The sequence below is a fragment of the Pseudoalteromonas sp. M58 genome (assembly GCF_042604605.1).
Classification (GTDB): Bacteria; Pseudomonadota; Gammaproteobacteria; order Enterobacterales; family Alteromonadaceae; genus Pseudoalteromonas; species Pseudoalteromonas tetraodonis.
In genome coordinates this window covers 2148291-2168850 of the sequence record NZ_CP152390.1, presented here as the reverse complement: position 1 = coordinate 2168850, position 20560 = coordinate 2148291, and the positions used below count along the sequence as shown (strand labels likewise).

Below are 20560 nucleotides of genomic sequence, written 5' to 3'. Positions count from 1 at the left end.
CGTGCTCCTTAATGAATTAATACTTAATACTTATTAACTCTAGGGGGGAATGATATATCTAGCCAGTTTAACCCTTACTGAATTTACGCTTTATTTACTCAGTAGTAAGTCGCTAAAGCATGATCTGACTCAATGCAGTGGATGAGCGTACTAACTAAAATGTAAATTCGCTTATTTGCCCCACTTAGGTATATAGTTATATGAGCATTTGGTCATCGTTGTAGTTCAAAATTAATCCCAAACAAGTTACGCGGCGTAATGACAAAGGGTATAAAATAATAAAGGAAATAAAATGACAGCCACAGCAGAATCCACAGACACGTTTAGCGTGCAACATATTGCACCAGAAGATATCAGTACCGCTGCAAGCCTTATATATCAGGCCTACCAAAATGACCCTATTTTACAAACTCTGCTAGGGTATAACGAAAAAAGCCCTCTGGACTATGAAAAAAAACTCCGTGCGCTTATTCGCGAAGAGCTCAGTAGCTTTTGGCAAGAAAAACAGCCTTTAATTGGCCTTTACCGTAACGATAAGTTAAAAGCAGTTGCTTGTGTATTTGAGTCAAGTAGCCAACTTCAAGCAGAGCGTTATTGGCATTGGCGATTAAAGTTGATGTTAAGTGCCGGTTATTTGCAAACGAATCAATTAATTGAAAAAGAAAAAACTATTCGTGATGCACTAAAGCCGCAAGGCAATTACTACTTTTTAGCGTTTATCGCCGTTGACCCACATTTTCATGGTCAAGGGTTTGGCCGCCAATTACTTAAAGGCTTAGATGGTTTATTACATGACAATCCTGAGTCCTCTGGTATAGCGGTATTTGTGACTCGTGACGAACATACGCAATTTTTTAAATCACAAGGCTTTGAGCACTTTAAGCAGCTCACATTTAACCGAGTTAAAGGTGAATTACTTTTTAAAGCTGCTCTATCTTTACAAGGCTAGGTGTTTAGAATTGTGATTGGTAATTGACTTTCGGATTGAGAATCTCAGTCAGTGGCATCTAGTAGCTTACTTAGCCGTACGTGAGCAGTGAAAAATTGGCTGCCGCTGCGGGTAAGAATTGTTTGCAAAAATCTCATAAAATAGTCCCTGTATGTAACCCTACCAGTGTGCTGGTTAGGGTTCGTTTACTACGCAATAACGTCAAACGTAATTGTACGTTCAACTTCATTGCCTCTGTATTAGTAACAAATATGAGCTAGATGAGCAAACTATACTGGAGCTAGAGTAAAAATAGTGGGGGCGTGCATAGAAATAGAGGATCCAAGGCGGGTTTCAGCCTACCGGAAGAATGGTTACCTTCAAGTTGAATTAATTAACCCATTCGACTTCACAAGGAAATACCTAAAATACTGATATTTAAAATAAATCACACATCAACTTGTTATCTTGAAAAAATGTAGAGAAATCAAACCAGTATCATGAAGATTGCAGTTTCCTTATCCAGCTCAAACAACTTTTCAACAATCCACGTAAGTCATAATAGTGCTTTTTTACACTATAGTGTCGGAAATTGTCACTAATAGTGCTTTTTTCCATGATTATGTAAGCCAATGTTCCAAATAGGGCGCACTTACGTGAGATATATCTTACATTAACGTGCGCCTTGTCAGTTTAACTCCGTATTTTATCTTCTTAAAAACATCAAGCCATTGTTATTTATAGTTATTTTTATTTTTCAATTTTATGACCGTAATTTTTTTTGTTTTCTTCACTATCATACGAAGCCGTTTGCTTTAAACTTTACTTTGTCAAGACGACATAGCCCAATGATTGAGCTACTGCCACGGATAAGGAATCAGGCAACTAAGTAGTTACTAGCAGGAAGCACAAAGGACAAGTTAACACGGATGCAGGGATTAAACAGGAAGTACACGGAGTACTAAAATAGCTGGGAGCTATTTAAAGGACACCAAGGATGATGCGATAGGAAATTGCAGGAGCGTTAGTTTACGCAGGATAGCCAAGGCGGCAAGTGGATATTGCAGGATGCAATGGAGAGTAAACACGGTAGTTTGCTCGTTCAGAGGATGATAAACAGGGAATAGGTAAAGGATACCTTACAGGATGTTTGCAATTGGGGCGTAACTGAGGTTACGCCTTAGTTTTTTGTGCTAAGAAATTATATTCTATGTGGTGGCACAACCACACTTTTTAGTTTTTCATCTTCCATGATTAATACCCCTTGGTAGGCGTTTTCACCGTCACTTGAAAACTCAAAAATAAATTCGCTTTTCATGCCCGGTTTACCACTTTTTAAAATGCCAAATCGACGCTTGTTACAAGCTACACTCATAAGTTGCACTTGCAATTGCTCGCTTTGGCGTTTGGCATGAACGTTCGCTGCTTCGGCTATTTTACGATTTAGCCAAAAAAAATAAATTACAGCACCAATAAGTATGAACGTCCATAAACTAGCCATTTAAGAGAATAACCTTCCAATTGCGCGAGCTAATGTCTCGCTTCTGTTTTCTTCACGTAATAAAGCTAATAAGTGAGGGCGAATAGTCGCAATTGCAACTAAATCTGCAAAAACGCTAGGAAATAATTCAGCTATTTTCTCATGATGCGCACAGTTATCCATAAACACATGTAAACGCTGTGGCTGTTCTAACTGTTTGAAGCAGCGACCAGCAATGGTCAACAAAATATCAGAATCCTGCCCTAAAGGTGAGTTAAGCGCGCAGTCAACAAGTTGTGCGCTAAGCCCTACTGCTTGCCCTGATGATATTGCACGCAGCGCGGCAGAGGCCGCAACAACATCATTATTACTAAGGGCGGTTTGCCCATAACTTAACAATAACTCACTTAACGAGGGCGGTATTTCGATGTGTTCAAGCATTGCACTTAATGGCTGTAATACTTCAACTGGTAATTTAGGCCACGCTGCTTGTAAGTGCTTTAAGTTATCAGCACTATGAAGACGATAAGCAAAATCGGCAATGCCTTGTAACGCGACATTTTGCCAATTATCAAAGCCAATTTGGCCACTAAAGTAGAGTTGGGCGTGCTCGTAGTATTGCGACGCTGGTTGCTTTAGCAACACTTTAACTTGTGCATTGAACGCCGCTAATTTATTCGCGTTCGGAGTAAATACATAAGGGTTGTTATCGAGTGTGCCATCGGCTTGCTCGCCGGTAATTTCTGTTCCTAGTGCCTGAATAACCATATCTGCAAAGTGATCACGGCTCGCGCTTACTAACTTACTTTGCTCATCAAGTGGGAATTTTAAGAACCACACATAGGGTTCTTTACTGGCTTTGCTATCCCAAAACTGAATCGCTAACCATGCATGACCTGCTAACGGGTAAGGGTAAGGAATTTGCGCTTGTTCAACGGCTAAAAATTGTTGTTTATCAAGCTTGGTAATGTGCCTGCCAATATCAAAAGCAAGCCATTGAGTGCCTGCACCATCTAAAAGCTGGCCTAACGTAGCTATATGTTCACTCATGGATTTCCAACTGTTTTTACTACAAAATTACCTTAATTATACGCCATAGCGACTGTTGTGGGAACAGGGTATAATTGCATAATACACAGACCAAAGGGTGATTATGTACCAGCAAACCCACATATATTTACAGCAATTAGCGGCGCTACTTAAAAAGCATCAACTGTGGCAGGTTGAGCCACTGAATCCCGATTTATTAGATTCTAGCGTACCGTTTTGTCACGATACACTGGCATTTGAACAATGGTTGCAGTTTGTATTTATTGAAAAGTTACAGCGGCTAATTGACAACAAGCAGCCGTTACCGCGCAATTTTGCAGTCGCCCCGATGGCGCAAATGACACTCACTGATAAATCAGGCAGCGAAGACATTATCGCTTTACTGACCCAATTAGATTCATATTTAGGAGAGCCTAATGAGTGAGCGCCCAGAGCCTATTGAATACGGCGAACTGTCGATTCTTTATCAAGATGAAAATTATGTAGCAATAGATAAACCCTCTGGGCTACTTGTTCATCGCTCATTTTTAGATAAACATGAAACCCAATTTGCAATGCAAATGCTGCGCGATCAAATAGGGCAACATGTGTTTCCTGTTCACCGTCTTGATAGGCCTACTTCGGGTGTATTACTGTTTGCATTAAGCTCAGAGGCGGCGCGTGATATGAATCAATTATTTATTGAGGGCACAATAACAAAACGTTATTTAGCGTTGGTACGCGGGTTTGCGCCTGAATCTGTTTTTTTAGATAAACCGTTAAAAGAAGAACTCGACAAAATAGCCGATAAGTTTGCTGATCAAGACAAAGCCGCGCAAGAAGCACAAACCCAATTTAATTGTTTGCATCAAGCTGCGCTGCCTATCCCAATAGGAAAATACCCAACGGTTCGTTATTCTTTGGTAGAGTGTTTTCCTAAAACGGGTCGCAAACATCAAATACGCCGGCATTTAAAGCACTTGTCTTTACCTATTATTGGTGATGTAAATCATGGCGATAACCAGCATAATCAGTTTTTTAGGGAGCATTTTTCGCTTCGCCGTCTAATGTTGTTTGCATCAGAGCTTAGCTTTGTGCACCCTTATAATAATGAACCCATAACAATTAAAGCGCCGCTGGGTGATGCAATGTTAAACATTTGCAAACAGCTGGGGTGGCCAGAACAAGAAGAGGATTATTAAATGGCACATATTAGTATTTTTGTTGGCAGCGTGTATGGCGGTGCAGAGCGATTAAGTGAGCAAGTTAGCGACACGCTAGAGCAAGCTGGTCATCAGGTTAGTGTCTTCGAGCAGCCTACTTTAGATGATATAAAAAATGCTTCGCATATTTTAATTGTTACCTCGACCACTGGGCAAGGCGATATTCCTGATAATTTAGCGGATCTTTATCATCAATTAAATAGTACTTTTCCAATGCTAACAGACAAGCCTTTTGGTATTGTTGCCATGGGTGATAGAAGTTACGGTGATACGTTTTGTGGGGCAGGGCGCAGCTTTGATGAGCTACTACGTGATTTACAAGCTAAACCTGTTGGTAACCGACTAGAAATCGATGCCTGTGAAGACTTTGAGCCATGGCCGGTAACTGAGCCTTGGTTGCAAGCTTGGCTTGGTAAATTACCCTCATAAATGCGCAGACTCTAAATGAAAAAACATAAACTGAGTTTGGTTGTGCTTGCGGGTGGCTTAGGTAGTCGCTTTGGTGGCAATAAACAAATAGCAGCAATCCCTGGGCTAAATTGCACGATTATGGAGTTAAGCATTACTGATGCGTATCGCGCCGGTGTGACACAGGTTGTACTGATCATCAATCAAGCCGTTCGCAGTGAGATAGAACACACTATTTTACCTCGCTTACCTAAAGCCCTTGACGTGGTATTAGTAGAGCAACATAACGCGCTTGTTCCTGATGCATACAAAGCACTATCACAGCAACGTATAAAACCATGGGGCACAGGGCATGCGTTACTGTGTGCCAAAGCATATATTAACAACCCTGCAATTGTTATTACCGCAGATGACTATTATGGTGCGTCTTCATTTTTATTGCTTAGTGAGCATTTTAAAAATAGCCCCGAATGGGCAATGGTGGGGTACCCGATTATCAATACCCTCTCTGAGCACGGTGGGGTTAATCGCGGGGTATGTAGCATTGCTGATGGAAAGCTTGTTGCAGTGACGGAATATTTAAATATTCAAAAAGAATCTGCACATATTGTTGGAAATAATCCGCAGGGCTTGCGTGAAAAAATTAGCCGAGATGCGCTAGGATCTATGAGTTTTTGGGGGATCACGCCGTGCTTTTTTGATTATTTGCAACAAGGTTTTGAGACGTTTTTACAGCAATATAACGCTAATACTCAGCAAGAGTATTACTTACCTGATCAAATCCAGCAAGCGATTAATGTAAAAGCACAGCCTGTATTTGTATACACTGCAAAAGAGCCTTGGTTTGGTGTTACCTATAAATCAGAACTGACAAGCATTGCGGCTACTTTGTGCGCATTGCGTCAAGCGTAAAGGTGTTAATACCAATTTTATTAAAAATATGATCAATCTAGCGTATTAAATAACCCGCTTCCTGCGTTAAAAATTATTTATATAGAACAACTATGTATCATAATTTTCGCCTTGCTATCGCGTTATTTCCTTGTCGCTGTAATCGTTCACTAATTTAATGCAATTGATATAAATTATTGTCGCCTTGGGCGAAAAGAGTGAAGTAGAAAATGAATTCAATTCCTATAGAAGTTTACTTATCTGAGAGTTTTGGCCTTGACGATAAGCATGCGAGTATAAAACCCATTGGTAGTGGGCATATCAATACTACCATGTTATTGAGCACACCTAAGCGGTCATTGGTTGTACAAAAGCTCAATACGGTGGTATTCCCAAAACCACAGTTACTTGTTGATAATGCAAGATTAATAGAACAACACTTAAGCAAAAAGCAGCAAGTCGGTGAGTTCAACTTAGCAATTGTGCGGCATGTAGCAACAACTCAGCATGACTATTTAGTAAATAATAATAACGATACTTGGCGAGCCCTTGAGTTTATTGGTGGCAGTTACAGCGAAGATGTGGTTAATACTGTTAGCCAAGCGCAAACCGCGGCTAATGCATTTGGCCAATTTGCTGCAGCATTAGAGGATTTTGACGCTAACAAATTACATGCAGTTATCCCTAACTTTCATAACTTAGCCATGCGTGCAGAGGTTTTTAAGCAAGTTATTAACGCCGATCCTCATAAACGTGTAGCTCATTGTCAGGAGGAGGTTGATTTTTGCTTGTCGCAGTTCTCACTCATTGATGAGCTCAATGCATTAGCTGGAAAAGTCCCTATTCGCGTGTGTCATAACGATACTAAAATAAACAACATGCTATTTTGTTCAGATTCAAATGATGCAAAAGCGGTGATTGATTTAGACACCTGTATGCCAGGTTATTGGCTTAATGACTTTGGCGATATGGTCAGAACATTCTGCTCTGCAGAGCAAGAAGATTCAACAGCGCTTGAAAAAGTAGGTGTTCGTGAAGACATTTTTGCAGCAATTGTTAAAGGTTACGTTGAACCATTAAAGTCAGTATTAACGGCCGCAGAAAAACAAAGCTTTTGGTTAGGTGCTAAAGTAATGCCTTTTATGATTGGCTTACGCTTTTTAACCGACTATATAGACGGCGATAATTACTTTAGTGTTAAATATGAGAGACACAATTTAGATCGCGCAAAAAATCAATTTGCGTTGTACAGGGATATAGTAAGTAAGCAGCAGGTATTAAAGGCGATGTTAACTCAGATATAAGCCCAATTGGTTATATTGCTCAAAGTGTTAAAGCTAAGCTTTGAGCAATATAAAGCGAGGTTAAACGCTGAAAATACGTATAAACTTCCAACCCCTCAATCGTTATTAAGCATCGGCTAGTTTTACGCGGATTTTGCTTTTATCAACGGTTGTTTGATTAAGGGCTTTAATAGCGCCTTTAACTTCAATGTCGTTTGGCATTTCTACAAAAGCAAAACCTTTTGATTGGCCAGTTTCTTTATCGAGTACTAAGTTACAGGTGGTCACTTTACCGTGCGCTGTAAATAAAGTACGAAGCTCATGCTCAGTGGTAGCACGAGATAAGTTGCGAACTAATAGTTTCATAATGAACCTAATTAAGGGTATCAGCGGTAATTATCTCAAGTAACCCCGCTTTAGCCTAACTTTATTTTACATTTGCTGAAAATAACACCCATAAACAAAAAAAGCTGCTCGTTGGCAGCTTTTTGTTAATCAGCAGGCTTATTTTACTTCTTTACCCGCTGCTTGTTGATCTGCGTGATAGCTTGAGCGTACAAACGGGCCAGAAGCCGCGTGTGTAAAGCCAATTTCATCAGCATACTCTTTTAGTGCATCAAACTCAGCAGGCGGCACGTAGCGTTTTACTGGTAAGTGATGCTTAGAGGGTTGTAGGTATTGGCCTACGGTTAGCATATCAACGTTATGCTCACGTAAATCACGCAGTACTTCTTCAATTTCGCTAATTTCTTCACCAAGGCCAACCATTAACCCCGATTTAGTTTTAACCTCAGGGTGTGCTTCTTTAAAGCGGCGTAATAATTCAAGTGACCACTTGTAATCAGCACCTGGACGCGCCAATTTGTACAAACGTGGTGCTGTTTCTAGGTTGTGGTTAAATACATCTGGCGGCGTTTCAATTAATATTTCCAACGCTCTGTCCATACGACCACGAAAATCAGGGACTAATATCTCAATGGTGATTTCTGGATTGTGCTTGCGAATTTCACGGATACAATCGGCAAAGTGCTGAGCGCCACCGTCACGTAAATCATCACGGTCTACCGAAGTGATCACTACGTAGCTTAGCTTCATGTCTTTAATGGTCAGTGCAAGCTTTTCAGGCTCTGCTGCATCGGGCTTTAATGGACGGCCATGTGCAACATCACAGAATGGGCAACGACGTGTACAAATAGCCCCTAAAATCATAAAGGTCGCCGTACCGTGGTTAAAACATTCTGATAAGTTGGGGCACGAGGCTTCTTCACATACAGAGTGAAGGCCATGCTTACGCATTGCTTGTTTTATGCCGTCAATCCGCTCGGTTGACTTGGGTAAGCGGATTTTAAGCCACTCTGGCTTACGGAGCATTTCGGTTTTTTCAGTTGGTAAAACTTTAACGGGGATCAACGCCATTTTTTCTGCGTCGCGTAGTTTTACACCTGGTTCCATTTTGACTGGTTTATTCATTCGTTTTCAAACCCTTCAGTATGCTTAACCTGTGTTGCATTAAGCTTTTTGATCATGTGTTTTACCAGCCCTTGACCTGCAGCTTCAAGGTTTTGAGGGCCATTTAATTCTTTAGTTTGCACCATATTCATGCCCGCATAACCACAAGGGTTAATGCGTAAAAATGGACTTAGGTCCATGTTAACATTTAATGCTAAACCATGAAATGAGCAGCCACGACGAACTCTTAGGCCTAAAGAGGCAATTTTGCTGTCGTTCACGTAAACACCGGGTGCATCGGCTTTTGCGTATGCATCAATACCGTACTCAGCAAGGGATTCAATAATACATTCCTCAAGCCATGTTACTAGCTCTCGTACGCCAATCTTTAAACGACGTAAGTTAAATAATACATACATCATTTGCTGACCTGGGCCGTGGTAAGTTACTTGTCCGCCACGATCCACTTTAATCACTTCAATGTCACCTGGGGCGAGCAAGTGCTCATCTTTACCGGCTTGGCCTTGGGTAAATACACTTTCGTGCTCTACCAGCCAAATTTCATCTGGGGTATTTTCATCACGGGTGTCGGTAAACTCTTGCATTTTTTGCCAAATCGGCATGTAACGCTGACGACCCAGTTGGCGTACGATTAGGGTGTTTTCGCTCACAACAAATCTCAACTATGGATTAAAGCATATGGCGTACGTCATCGATGTTGCTGATCACGTTGTAAATTTCTTCAATGTGTTTGCCGCTTGTTACAGTAGCTACTAGCGTTACAGACTCGTAATTACCTTTACTGCTTGGTTTTACTTTTGGCGCATAATCACCTGGAGCAATAGGTTGTAATTTAGCTAAAATTTGATCAGTTAAGTTTACATTAGCTAGACCCATAATTTTAAATGTAAATGGGCAAGGGTACTCTAAGTACTCATCAAATTTAGTGTCTTTAACAGGTTCAACCACGACGGGAACTCCTCAAACAAAAAGTGTTGGCTTTGCTAAAACGCGAAGCTTAAAACTGACAGGCTAATGGCAATCTTGAAATGATGCTATTGTTGACCCAAGCCAATGATAGTCATTCAATACGATTGGTATATATGGGGCGCATTCTAGCACTTTTCAAGCAAAAAAAAACGCCTCACAGTGGAGGCGTTCATATTACTTTACTCGCAATTACATAATCTGTAAGCGTAAGTAGTCATATATTTTACTAAAGAAGCTACCTTCTTGTATTTCTTCAAGTGTAACTAGCGGATATTGTGCAATATCTTCGCCTTCAAGCTGTAAAAATAAAGTACCTACTTTTGTGCCTTTAGCTAAAGGTGCCTCAAGGGTATCGTCTAGCTCAAAGTTTGCTTTAAGGTTTTTATGCTGACCACGAGGAATAGTAATAGGTGTATCTTCTAAAATTCCTAAAGAAACATTCTCTTTATTGCCCATCCAAACACGTTGCTCAGCAAAGCTGTCGCCGGCTTTATACGGGGTAATTGTTTCAAAAAAGCGAAAACCGTAGTTTAGTAGTTTTTTACTTTCTACTTTACGCGCGCGCTCACTTGAGGTGCCCATTACAACGGCAATTAAACGCATGTCGTTTTTTGTTGCAGAGGTGACTAAGCTGTAACCGGCATCAGATGTGTGACCCGTTTTAATACCATCTACATCTAGGCTTTCATCCCACAACAAAGAGTTGCGGTTATATTGCTTTATGCCATTGAAGGTAAAAGACTTTTGTTTATATAGAGCGTATTCATCAGGCACATCTCTGATAAGTGCAGCCCCTAATGTTGCCATGTCGCGTGGCGTTGTATAATGCGCATCAGTATCAAGGCCATGGCTATTAACAAAATGCGTATTAGTCATGCCTATTTTTTCGGCGTGAGCATTCATTAAATCTGCAAACGCGCTTTCGCTACCAGCAATATGCTCTGCCATAGCAACACATGCATCATTTCCTGATTGAATAATAATGCCATGGTTAAGATCATCGACACTAACTTGTTTACCGACTTCAATAAACATTTTTGATGATTCAGGGAAGTTTTTTGCCCACGCTTTTTCACTAACAGTAACCATATCGGTAGGCGCAATATTACCAGCATTAATTTCGGTACCAATTACATAACTGGTCATCATTTTAGTTAAGCTGGCCGGTGCGAGTTTGGTATCAGCCTCGCCTTGTGCAATGACTTTACCTGTGGTGAAGTCCACCAAAAAGTAACCTTTTGCATTAACTTGAGGAGGCGCTGGAATAATTTGGGCGGTGGCTGAAAATACGGCGGCAGAACAGACTAAGCCGCAAACACCAGTAAGAATTTTATGTTTAATAGATTTCATCATACTCATTAATGGTTAAAGTTAAAAATATGCGTATTCCCATTCTAAAGGGCTTACTGAGTGTAAAGCAAGAACGCGTTTTGAAATTGATTTTGTTTTAATGTTTCTAATACTTGTTGCGCATGTTGGGCATCTTTTATTGGCCCTAAGTGCAATCTATAAATAGCGTCTTTTTCAACGATATTTGTCGGTAACTTATACTGTTCTCGCAGTGTACTTGCTAACGCTTCTATGTTGGCTAAGGTACTGCCCGCGGCGACTTGAACGTAGGTTTTTCGTGCATGGGTATCGGCTAGAGTAATGGCTTCTAGCTTAACCTCTGCTGTACCATACTTATGGTATCCAAGTTTGTATGCAGCGGCATAAGAAAGGTCAATAATTCTATTATCATGAAAGGGGCCACGGTCATTAACACGAACAATAATTGATTTGCCATTAGCCGTATTTGTTACCCGCACAAAACTAGGTAAAGGCAACGTTTTATGAGCTGCGGTCATCGCGAACATGTCGTAAATTTCGCCATTAGAGGTGTGATACCCATGAAATTTACGGCCATACCACGAAGCAATGCCCGTTTCTGAATAGCCGGTTTCATCGAGCATCGGGGTATAACGTTTGCCAAGCACTTCGTAGGGGCGCGTGGTACTCGCACTTTTAATAACTTGAGTAACAATGGCATCTTGCATTTCTAATTCGGTCGGTGCACGAAGCGGCGCCGCATCATGGCGCATGCTGTAACGACTATTTGAACTGCTGCATGCACTTAAAAAGAGGCTAACGAGAATAATAATTATAAGTTGTTTGTAAAGGCGCATTATTTTAAGAGCATCCTTTTATCTGTGGCAATCGACATAATAATGCCAAATGCAGCCATCAGGGTCACCATCGAGGTACCGCCATAACTAATTAATGGTAACGGTACACCTACAACAGGCAGCAAACCCGATACCATGCCAATATTTACAAAAATATAAACAAAAAATGTGAGCGTGAGTGAGCCGGCTAATAGTTTACCAAACGCATCTTGTGCGTTAACCGCAATATACAGTCCACGGCCAATAATAAATAAATATAAACTAAGTAAAACACACACACCAAATAAGCCAAACTCTTCACTCAGTACTGAAAAAATAAAGTCAGTATGTCGTTCAGGTAAAAATTCTAGCTGCGATTGCGTGCCTTGCAGCCAGCCTTTTCCTTCGATACCGCCTGAACCAATGGCAATTTTTGATTGAATAATATGATAGCCAGAACCCAGCGGATCGCTCTCAGGGTCTAAAAAGGTCAGTACCCTTTGCTTTTGATAATCGTGCATACCGTAGTGCCAAAATGGCCATGCTGCCAAAGCAACAACCGAGCTTAAAAAACCGATTAAACGCCAGCTTAAGCCTGACAAAAACAACACAAATACACCGGAACTGGCAATCAGAATTGAGGTACCCAAATCAGGTTGCTCTTTAATTAGTAGGGTAGGCAGCATAACAATGGCAAAGCCAATGACTAAATGTAACGGACGCGGCGGCAAATGGTGGCGGCCAATATACCAAGCAACCATCATCGGAACCGCTAGTTTCATTAGCTCCGAGGGTTGAAAGCGAGTAATGCCTAAATCTAACCAGCGTTGAGCTCCCTTAGAACTTACACCAAATAGCAGTACCCCAACCAGCATGAGTAATCCTAGGCAATACATGGGAATAACTAAGCGTTTTAAAGTCGCTGGTGGAATTTGAGCGAGTACAAACATACCTATAATGGCGCCAGCCATTCGCGTAATATGGCGAACCATCATGGCAGAGTCTTGCCCTGAGGCGCTGTATACAATGGTGATACTACCGGCCATCATCAGCAATAACGCAATAAAAAGTGGCAAATCAATATGCAGTCGCAGCCAAATAGAGCGCTTATCATGTAAAGCCGTCATGGTGCTTTGTCCCCTGAAGGTTGGATTGGGTTAGCTGCAAAATAGTAATCCATTAATTGGCGCGCAATGGGCGCACCTACTGAGCTTCCCCCACCGGTATTTTCTACCACAATAGAGACAACAATTTGTGGGTTATTAAACGGGGCAAAACCTATATAAATAGCGTTGTCGCGTTGGCGCTCTTTGAGTGCATCGGCGTCGTAACGCTCGCCCTGAGCAATACTCACCACTTGGGCAGTACCGGTTTTACCTGCAGGGTCATAAGTAGCCCCTTTAAATGCACGATGGGCAGTTCCGGTAGTTTTTTTAACGGTGTTATGCATGGCATCAATCGCGATGCGCCAGTTATCTTCGTTATTGAGTACAACCGGCGGTTTTTCTTCATTATTGAGCTGAGTAATTTGATCTTCTTTTTTAGCAACTTGCACTAAATGAGGAGGGTGATTTATCCCTCTGTTAACTAAAATATTAGTGGCATTCGCTATTTGAATGGGGGTGGCAGTCCAATAACCTTGGCCAATTCCTACAGAAATAGTATCTCCAGGCCACCAAGACTCTTTAAAACGGGCTTCTTTCCATTCTTTTGAGGGTAAAATAGCGGTTGTTTCTTCATGAATATCAATACCGGATAATTCACCAAAGCCAAAGCGAGCCATAAAGTTACTTATTTTTGTGATCCCCATTCGATAGGCTGCGTCATAAAAGTAGGTATCGCATGACTCTTCTATTGCTTTATAAACATCCACATGGCCATGGCCCCAACGTCGCCAATCACGCCATCTATGCTCTACGTTGGGAATTTGAAAAAAGCCCGGATCCCACATACTGGTGGTTTCTTGCACTATATTTTCTTCTAATGCCAAAATAGCCATGTGTGGTTTAACAGTAGATGCTGGTGCGTAGCGACCTTGAGTCGTGCGATTGATCAGTGGACGATCAGGGTTGAGTAAGGCTTTGTAGTCTTTACTGCTAATACCGTGCACAAATAAATTGGGATCATAACTTGGGTTTGAATACAGCGCTAAAACGCCGCCATCTTTTGCATCCATTACCACAATAGCGCCGCGCATATCTTTAAGTGCATGTTGGGCTATTTGTTGTAAACCAATGTCGAGAGTAAGTACTAAGTCGTCACCCGCTTGCGGTGGATCCATACTTAAAGTGCGGATAATTCGGCCGCGGTTATTAACTTCAACTCGTTGTGAGCCAACTTGACCATGTAATAACGGCTCGTAGTACTTTTCGATACCCAGCTTACCAATATCATGCGTGGCTCGGTAGTTTGTGGCTTCATCTTGTTGTTCAAGCTTGTTTAACTCTTTTCTATTGAGCTTTGCGACATAGCCTAATGCATGGGTTAAAGTATCGCCAAAGGGGTAATATCTCGCTAGACGTGCCTCAATACTAAAGCCTGGAAACTTATGTTGGTTTACTGAAAACATCGCTACTTCGTTTTCATTTAAACGGGCTTTGAGGACTTGACTTTTAAAACGTCGAGTATGTTTTATATCATCAAGAAAATCAGCTTGTTGCTGCTCGGTTATTTCAATGATTTTGCTGATAGACTTCAAAGAGGCGGTTAAATCATTAACTTCTTCGGGGATCACCTCAAGGTTATAAACGGGCTTATTTTCGGCCAGCAAAACACCGTTGCGGTCGTAAATTAAACCGCGATTGGGGGCTATAGGTATAACTTTTATACGGTTATCATTAGAACGAGTTTGATAATCTTGATGATCATCTACCTGAATTTTATACAAGTTAGACAGCAATATTGCTACAAGGACTAATATAAAAATAAAACCCACGAATGCACGCCGAGCAAATAAATTAGCTTCTGCTGAGTGGTCGCGAATGGTGGGTCTTCGTTTTAGCATGGCAAGAAACTACTCGCGATGATAAGGATGGTTGTTATTTAAGCTCCAGCCTCTGTAGAGGCTTTCAGCAACAATAATGCGTACTAAAGGGTGTGGGAGCGTTAAATTTGATAACGACCATTTTTGCTCAGAGGCAGCAATACACTCTGGGGCTAAGCCTTCAGGTCCGCCAATTAATAAACTGACATCGCGACCATCTAGTTGCCACTTTTCCATGTTTTTCGCTAGTTGATGAGTATCCAGTGCTTTACCGGTTACTTCTAGTGTGACAATACGATTGCCTTTAGGTATGGCGGCTAAGGTTTTTTCACCTTCAATGTGCAAAATACGCTTTATATCGGCATTTTTTCCACGTTTACCAGCAGGGATCTCAATGAGTTCCAATGCCATATCTTTGGGAAAGCGGCGTTGATACTCTGCAAAACCTGTCTCTACCCATGCTGGCATTTTTGTACCAACAGCAATCATTTGTATTTTCACGACGTTACTTCCAAGCGTTGTCTAAAATAGGGAGCAATTAGCCCCAAAGCTTTTCTAGATCGTAATAGCTACGTGCTTGATCTTGCATAACGTGAACAATCACATCACCTAAATCAACGAGTGCCCATTCACCATCGCTTTGGCCTTCATACCCTAATGGCTCTTCACCAGCGTGGCGAGCTTCTTTTGCTAAGTTATCAGCAATTGACAATACATGACGTCTTGATGTGCCTGAACATACAATCATGTAATCGGTTACGTCTGAGCTGCCAGTTACGTCAAGTTGAATCACATCACGTGCTTTCATATCGTCAATTTTGTCTAGTGCAAAAGCGAGTAGTTGTTTCGAATCCAAGGTTTTGTCTCAATTTAAAATTTAATAGCGGTTATTTTAACACGCTGAGGGGTTTATACCAATCACTCTTGATAAAGCTGGTGCTGCTTAATATAGTGACTCACGGCGTCGGGTAATAGTTCACTCTTTTTAGTACTTTTTTTAAGGGCTTGACGGATCTCGCTGGATGCGGCATCCAGCTGTTCCCCCTCTAAAAAGTAAAGGTGTCCGGCATTTGTTTTTTGCAGCAAGGCAATATCAGTGGTAACAGCGTTATGTTGATAGCATTTAAGTTCACCCTGTGTATCACAAATTTGGCCAGGGCGTTGATACACCACCAGATGACAAAGGCGAGTTATTGTTTGCCATTGATACCATTTATCGAAATTGTTGAATGAGTCCATGCCAATTAAAAATAAAATAGGGGTATCGGGGTTTTCTGCTCTTAGCTCTTGCAAACTTAATAAAGAATACGACGGGCCGCTGCGTTGCAGTTCTCGTAAATCAAGTTTGAACGGCGCATAAGGTGTAATTGCGGCTTTAAGCATTGCTATACGATGCTCGGTGCTGATCCCCGGTGCCGCTTTGTGCGCAGGTATTGCACAGGGCATAAAATAGAGTGAGTGTAATTTAAAGGTCGCAACGCATTGCTGCGCCATATTAAGGTGTCCCAAATGAACGGGATCAAAAGTACCACCAAAAATTGCAATCATGTATTTCCCTTTACTGACGGTTACTATGGCAGGGAAGTGGAATATCGAGCGGTTGGCAGAACTTAATGCAAATATGCGCCAATGCTTGGTAAGGGGCAATCAATGCACCTTGCTTGTAACTTGCATCAAACAATGCCAGTTCACTGCTAATATTCTCTAGGGTATGAATGTTTAGCCTGTTAATGGCTGTTTGTACTGGCGCTTGTTGATTTTTCCAAATAGCTTTTTGTTTAAATAAGGTTGCTAATGACTCACCTTGCAATAATCCCTGCTGCACACTCAATAATGTATTAAGGTCTTTATTAATGGCCCATAAGATACTCACAACCTCAGTGTTATCACTGGCAAGTTTGTTAAGTACTTTTATAGCCTGAGCGGTGTGGCCGTTTAAAAGCGCATCACTTAAATCAAAAATATCAAACTTAGCTTGGTTTAGTAGTCCTTGCATCACCAGCTGTTGCGTGATCAGAGCGTCACCGTGTATTAATGCTAGTTTTTCAAGCTCTTGGTAACACGCAAGTAAGTTGCCTTCAGTGGCATTAATTAAACTGAGTTTGGCCTCGTTTTGAATATTTAGTGACAAACGTTGGCACTGCTCATCAAACCAACGCTTTAAGTGATTTCCGCTAAGTGGGTAACAGGGTACAAATAACCCATGCTTATCAAGTGCTTTAAACCACGCGCCGCGCTGAACATCTTGACTGGCCTTAGCGCCTTTTACGATTAAGATCGTATCAGGGTTTTCAAGCTCTACTATTTTTTTAAAGGTGTTTGCGCCGGGTGTCCCCGGTTTTTGCTGGTTTAAATCAAGCTCAATAATAGTGCGCGCGCTAAACAACGACATACTTTGGTATTGCGCGATTATTTCTTGCCAATCAAAGCCCTGAGCTAAAGTGAATTTAATTACTTCATCAAATCCTTGTGCCTTTGCCGTGTCGCGAATGAGCTGTACACATTGCGCTTCTTGAAAAGGCTCTTCGCCAAAAACCAAATAAAAAGGTTTTAAGCCTTTTTTTAATTCACTCGATAGCTGATTTGCATAACAACGCATTATAGTTGCGACAACTCTCTAACAATACGACGACTCGCTTGTTGGCGAATTTCGCTAATTAGCAGCTCAAGCTCTTTTGCTTTTGCTAGTGCATTATCTGGATCGTCTTGGTAGTTACGGTATAACTCAAAGCGTTTTTCGATGGCTTTTTGTTTCGGGCGTTTTACTACATAACTTACGCTGTATGCCAGTTCGTACTCAGCTACTTGTCCATTTTGGAACAACGATAAGGTTTGACGCTCTAGTTGCTCTTTAAATAAATAAAGCTGCGCTGATTGTTTACTTGCAGGCACTAAAGTGACATCGCTCATAGCCAGTTCGCTTTGCAAATAGCTAAATAAAGCAGATTTTTGATCATCCCCCACAAGCGTTAGCTGTTTTAAATCATCGGGTAGGCTAGAGGCTTTTTTAAGATGAAAGCCACAGCTCGATAACAAAAAACAGACTAGCACTAAGGCTAGTCCGTTTTTAATGGCGTTTAAAGCAGCCATATTAGTTAGCTACCACGTTAAGTAATTTACCTGGTACATAAATAACTTTTCGTATCGTTGCACCATCAGTAAATTTAGTCACGTTAGACTCGGCAAATGCCAAAGCTTCTACTTGCTCTTGCGTAGCATCAGCTGCCACTGTTAGTTTTGCACGCAGCTTACCATTTACTTGTACGATGATTAGTTTTTCATCTTCAACAAGAGCAGATTCGTCAACTTTTGGCCATGCCGCATCTAAAATATCACCTTCTTTACCTAGGTCTTGCCATAATTGATGCGATAAATGCGGTGTAATAGGTGCCAGCATAATTATTAATGCTTCCAGTGCCTCGTTAGCAATGGCAACATCTTGTGTGTCACTTAATGGCGCTTTTAATAGCTTGTTAGAAAGCTCCATAATTGCGGCAATAGCGGTGTTAAAGGTTTGACGACGTTCTACATCATCGCTCACTTTTGCGATTGCTTTGTGTAGCTCACGACGTAGTACTTTTTGTGGGTTAGTAAGCGCCGATTTATCAAGTGCTTGGTAACCTACTGTTTTAACATCTACTGCGTATTTCCACACACGCTTTAAGAAACGGTGTGCGCCTTCAACGCCTGAATCTGACCATTCAAGTGTTTGCTCTGGTGGTGCAGTAAACATCATAAATAAACGTACTGTATCTGCACCGTATTGGGCAATAACTTCTTGTGGGTCTATACCGTTGTTTTTCGACTTAGACATTTTGCTCATGCCTGATGAGAATACCGGTTCACCATCATCTTTATGCCATGCTTTAGTTACGCGACCTTTGTCGTCGGTTTCGGTGTTTACATCACTTGGCGAAATCCAAATGTCGCCACCTTTTTCATCTTTACGATAAAATGTTTCAGCAAGTACCATACCTTGACAAAGTAAGCGGTCGAATGGTTCATCTGAATTAACTAAACCAAAGTCACGTAATAATTTGTGGAAAAAGCGCGAATATAATAAGTGCAATATAGCGTGCTCAATACCACCGATGTATTGGTTTACTGGTAACCAGTAGTTAGCGGCTGCAGGGTCTAACATGCCTTCGTCATGACGTGGGCTACAGTAGCGAGCGTAATACCACGATGATTCCATAAAGGTGTCAAAAGTATCTGTTTCGTGAGTAGCGGGTACACCGTTTACAGTTGTTTTAGCCCAATTCGGATCGGCTTTAATTGGCGATGTAACACCATTCATTACCACATCTTCTGGTAAACGCACAGGGAGCATATCTTCAGTGGCAGCAAGCTCGTTACCGTTTTCATCGCTCAACATTGGGATTGGAGAGCCCCAGTAACGTTGGCGACTTACGCCCCAATCGCGAAGACGGAAGTTTACTTTACGCTCACCTACACCTAATGCTTCTAGTTTGTCGGCAACAGCGTTAAAGGCGTGTTCAAAATCAAGGCCATCAAATTCACCGGAGTTAACCAGTACGCCTTTTTCGGTGAATGCTTCTTTGCTTAGGTTTACTTCAAGCTCAGAACCTTCAGCAGGGGCAATAACTTGTTTAATATCGAGGCCGTAAGCGGTGGCAAATTCAAAGTCACGTTGGTCGTGCGCTGGTACTGCCATTACCGCGCCTGAGCCGTAATGCATCAATACAAAGTTTGCAACCCAAATAGGCACTTGCTCGCCCGTTAATGGATGCGTGGCGTAAAAGCCCGTTGCAATGCCTTTTTTCTCCATGGTTGCCATATCCGCCTCAGCAACTTTAGTGTTTTTACACTCTTCAACAAACATCGCAATCGCGTCGTTGTTTTTAGCCGCTTCTTGCGCGATTGGGTGGCCACCGGCAACGGCTAGGTATGTCACGCCCATAAATGTATCTGGACGAGTGGTGTATACACTAAATTTTTCGTTATTGTCGGTACGCGTAAACTCGATATCTAATCCTTCAGAGCGACCAATCCAGTTGCGCTGCATAGTTTTAACTTGCTCAGGCCAATCTTCTAGTTTGTCTAAGTCGTCTAATAGCTCTTGAGCATAGTCGGTAATTTTAATAAACCACTGTGGAATTTCTTTTTGTTCTACTACTGCGCCTGAACGCCAACCACGACCATCAATTACTTGTTCGTTAGCTAATACTGTTTGATCCACAGGATCCCAGTTAACCGTTGACATTTTTTTGTACACTAGGCCTTTTTCGTAAAGCTTAGTGAAGAACCATTGTTCCCATTTATAATATTCTGGGTGACACGTCGCAATTTCGCGATCCCAGTCGTAGCCAAACCCTAATTGCTTAAGCTGGTTACGCATGTAATCAATATTTTCGTAAGTCCACTTTGCAGGGGCTGTTTTATTTTTAATAGCCGCGTTTTCTGCAGGTAAACCAAACGCATCCCAACCCATAGGTTGCATTACGTTTTTGCCTTGCAAGCGCTGAAAGCGAGAAACCACGTCACCAATGGTGTAGTTACGCACATGACCCATATGCAGTCGACCACTTGGGTAAGGAAACATTGAGAGGCAGTAGTACTTTTCTTTGCTCTCGTCTTCTGTGACTTTAAATACTTGGTTTTCTTCCCAGTAGCGTTGGACTTTTGACTCTATGTCTTGTGGGTTATATTGCTCTTGCATTTACGTTTCCAAACTTCTTGCATACTAATAAAAAATTGTCGATAGGATACCCCAAATAAAGCGTTATTCACA

General features: G+C 41.6%; 22 protein-coding genes. 6 read left to right on the top strand and 16 right to left on the bottom strand.

What is annotated here, in order from left to right; all coding sequences use genetic code 11:
* The first annotated feature begins 292 nt into the window (after window positions 1–292).
* Window positions 293–949 (top strand): GNAT family N-acetyltransferase, encoded by a 657-nt coding sequence (locus AAGD16_RS10075; protein WP_377111475.1) that lies wholly within the window; start codon window positions 293–295, stop codon window positions 947–949.
* 1180 nt (window positions 950–2129) lie between these two features.
* On the opposite strand, the gene AAGD16_RS10070 is transcribed toward AAGD16_RS10075, so the two are convergent.
* Together AAGD16_RS10070 and AAGD16_RS10065 are read right to left on the bottom strand one after the other, a co-directional pair.
* Window positions 2130–2429 (bottom strand): DUF3301 domain-containing protein, encoded by a 300-nt coding sequence (locus AAGD16_RS10070; RefSeq protein ID WP_013465365.1) that lies wholly within the window; start codon window positions 2427–2429, stop codon window positions 2130–2132.
* Complete coding sequence (locus AAGD16_RS10065) at window positions 2430–3458, bottom strand: DUF3549 family protein (protein WP_377111472.1); 1029 nt, start codon at window positions 3456–3458, stop codon at window positions 2430–2432.
* Window positions 3459–3561: 103 nt separating this feature from the next.
* Between AAGD16_RS10065 and AAGD16_RS10060 the strand changes: the two genes are divergently transcribed.
* The 5 genes from AAGD16_RS10060 to AAGD16_RS10040 all read left to right on the top strand — a co-directional run bounded on the left by AAGD16_RS10060 (window position 3562) and on the right by AAGD16_RS10040 (window position 7263).
* Window positions 3562–3882 (top strand): YqcC family protein, encoded by a 321-nt coding sequence (locus AAGD16_RS10060; RefSeq protein ID WP_013465363.1) that lies wholly within the window; start codon window positions 3562–3564, stop codon window positions 3880–3882.
* A complete protein-coding gene (gene truC / locus AAGD16_RS10055) occupies window positions 3875–4639 on the top strand; it encodes a tRNA pseudouridine(65) synthase TruC (protein WP_013465362.1) in 765 nt (254 codons plus the stop codon). The genes AAGD16_RS10060 and truC overlap by 8 nt, the downstream gene beginning before the upstream one ends.
* Window positions 4640–5089 carry a flavodoxin gene (locus tag AAGD16_RS10050; RefSeq protein ID WP_013465361.1) on the top strand — a complete coding sequence of 150 codons (450 nt, stop codon included), beginning with the start codon at window positions 4640–4642 and terminating at the stop codon, window positions 5087–5089. It begins immediately after the preceding gene.
* A 15-nt stretch (window positions 5090–5104) separates the two neighbouring features.
* Window positions 5105–5980, top strand: a complete 876-nt coding sequence (locus AAGD16_RS10045) for an NTP transferase domain-containing protein (RefSeq protein ID WP_013465360.1) — start codon at window positions 5105–5107, stop codon at window positions 5978–5980.
* A gap of 209 nt (window positions 5981–6189) precedes the next feature.
* Window positions 6190–7263: a phosphotransferase enzyme family protein gene (locus AAGD16_RS10040; RefSeq protein ID WP_013465359.1), complete on the top strand. Its 1074-nt coding sequence runs from the start codon at window positions 6190–6192 to the stop codon at window positions 7261–7263.
* A gap of 105 nt (window positions 7264–7368) precedes the next feature.
* Here AAGD16_RS10040 and AAGD16_RS10035 read toward each other — a convergent pair whose 3' ends face one another.
* From AAGD16_RS10035 to leuS, 14 genes are all read right to left on the bottom strand, one after another.
* A complete protein-coding gene (locus tag AAGD16_RS10035; RefSeq protein ID WP_008109433.1) occupies window positions 7369–7608 on the bottom strand; it encodes a hypothetical protein in 240 nt (79 codons plus the stop codon).
* A gap of 138 nt (window positions 7609–7746) precedes the next feature.
* The gene (gene lipA, locus AAGD16_RS10030; RefSeq protein ID WP_013465357.1) at window positions 7747–8712 is read right to left on the bottom strand and encodes a lipoyl synthase; all 966 of its coding nucleotides are present in this window, start codon (window positions 8710–8712) and stop codon (window positions 7747–7749) included.
* On the bottom strand, window positions 8709–9362 hold the full coding sequence (lipB, locus tag AAGD16_RS10025; protein WP_013465356.1) for a lipoyl(octanoyl) transferase LipB: 654 nt from the start codon (window positions 9360–9362) through the stop codon (window positions 8709–8711). Before lipB ends, lipA begins: the two co-directional genes overlap by 4 nt.
* Window positions 9363–9381: 19 nt before the next feature.
* On the bottom strand, window positions 9382–9660 hold the full coding sequence (gene ybeD / locus AAGD16_RS10020) for a DUF493 family protein YbeD (RefSeq protein WP_016898950.1): 279 nt from the start codon (window positions 9658–9660) through the stop codon (window positions 9382–9384).
* A gap of 210 nt (window positions 9661–9870) precedes the next feature.
* Entirely contained in the window at window positions 9871–11031 is a 1161-nt protein-coding gene (locus AAGD16_RS10015) for a serine hydrolase (RefSeq protein ID WP_029609897.1), read from the bottom strand.
* Between the two features lie 53 nt (window positions 11032–11084).
* A complete protein-coding gene (locus AAGD16_RS10010; RefSeq protein ID WP_028834084.1) occupies window positions 11085–11846 on the bottom strand; it encodes a septal ring lytic transglycosylase RlpA family protein in 762 nt (253 codons plus the stop codon).
* The gene (gene rodA / locus AAGD16_RS10005) at window positions 11846–12952 is read right to left on the bottom strand and encodes a rod shape-determining protein RodA (protein WP_013465351.1); all 1107 of its coding nucleotides are present in this window, start codon (window positions 12950–12952) and stop codon (window positions 11846–11848) included. Before rodA ends, AAGD16_RS10010 begins: the two co-directional genes overlap by 1 nt.
* Entirely contained in the window at window positions 12949–14829 is a 1881-nt protein-coding gene (mrdA, locus tag AAGD16_RS10000; RefSeq protein ID WP_013465350.1) for a penicillin-binding protein 2, read from the bottom strand. The genes rodA and mrdA overlap by 4 nt, the downstream gene beginning before the upstream one ends.
* A 9-nt stretch (window positions 14830–14838) precedes the next feature.
* The gene (gene rlmH / locus AAGD16_RS09995) at window positions 14839–15309 is read right to left on the bottom strand and encodes a 23S rRNA (pseudouridine(1915)-N(3))-methyltransferase RlmH (protein ID WP_002958522.1); all 471 of its coding nucleotides are present in this window, start codon (window positions 15307–15309) and stop codon (window positions 14839–14841) included.
* A gap of 37 nt (window positions 15310–15346) precedes the next feature.
* Window positions 15347–15664 (bottom strand): ribosome silencing factor, encoded by a 318-nt coding sequence (gene rsfS, locus AAGD16_RS09990; RefSeq protein ID WP_013465348.1) that lies wholly within the window; start codon window positions 15662–15664, stop codon window positions 15347–15349.
* 62 nt (window positions 15665–15726) lie between these two features.
* Window positions 15727–16356 (bottom strand): nicotinate-nucleotide adenylyltransferase, encoded by a 630-nt coding sequence (nadD, locus tag AAGD16_RS09985; protein WP_013465347.1) that lies wholly within the window; start codon window positions 16354–16356, stop codon window positions 15727–15729.
* Window positions 16357–16366: 10 nt separating this feature from the next.
* Window positions 16367–17407, bottom strand: coding sequence for a DNA polymerase III subunit delta (gene holA / locus AAGD16_RS09980; protein ID WP_058154959.1), 1041 nt, complete (start codon window positions 17405–17407; stop codon window positions 16367–16369).
* Window positions 17407–17898, bottom strand: coding sequence for an LPS assembly lipoprotein LptE (gene lptE / locus AAGD16_RS09975; RefSeq protein WP_016898943.1), 492 nt, complete (start codon window positions 17896–17898; stop codon window positions 17407–17409). Before lptE ends, holA begins: the two co-directional genes overlap by 1 nt.
* Before the next feature lies 1 nt (window position 17899).
* A complete protein-coding gene (leuS, locus tag AAGD16_RS09970; RefSeq protein WP_064662912.1) occupies window positions 17900–20488 on the bottom strand; it encodes a leucine--tRNA ligase in 2589 nt (862 codons plus the stop codon).
* Window positions 20489–20560: the final 72 nt, after the last annotated feature.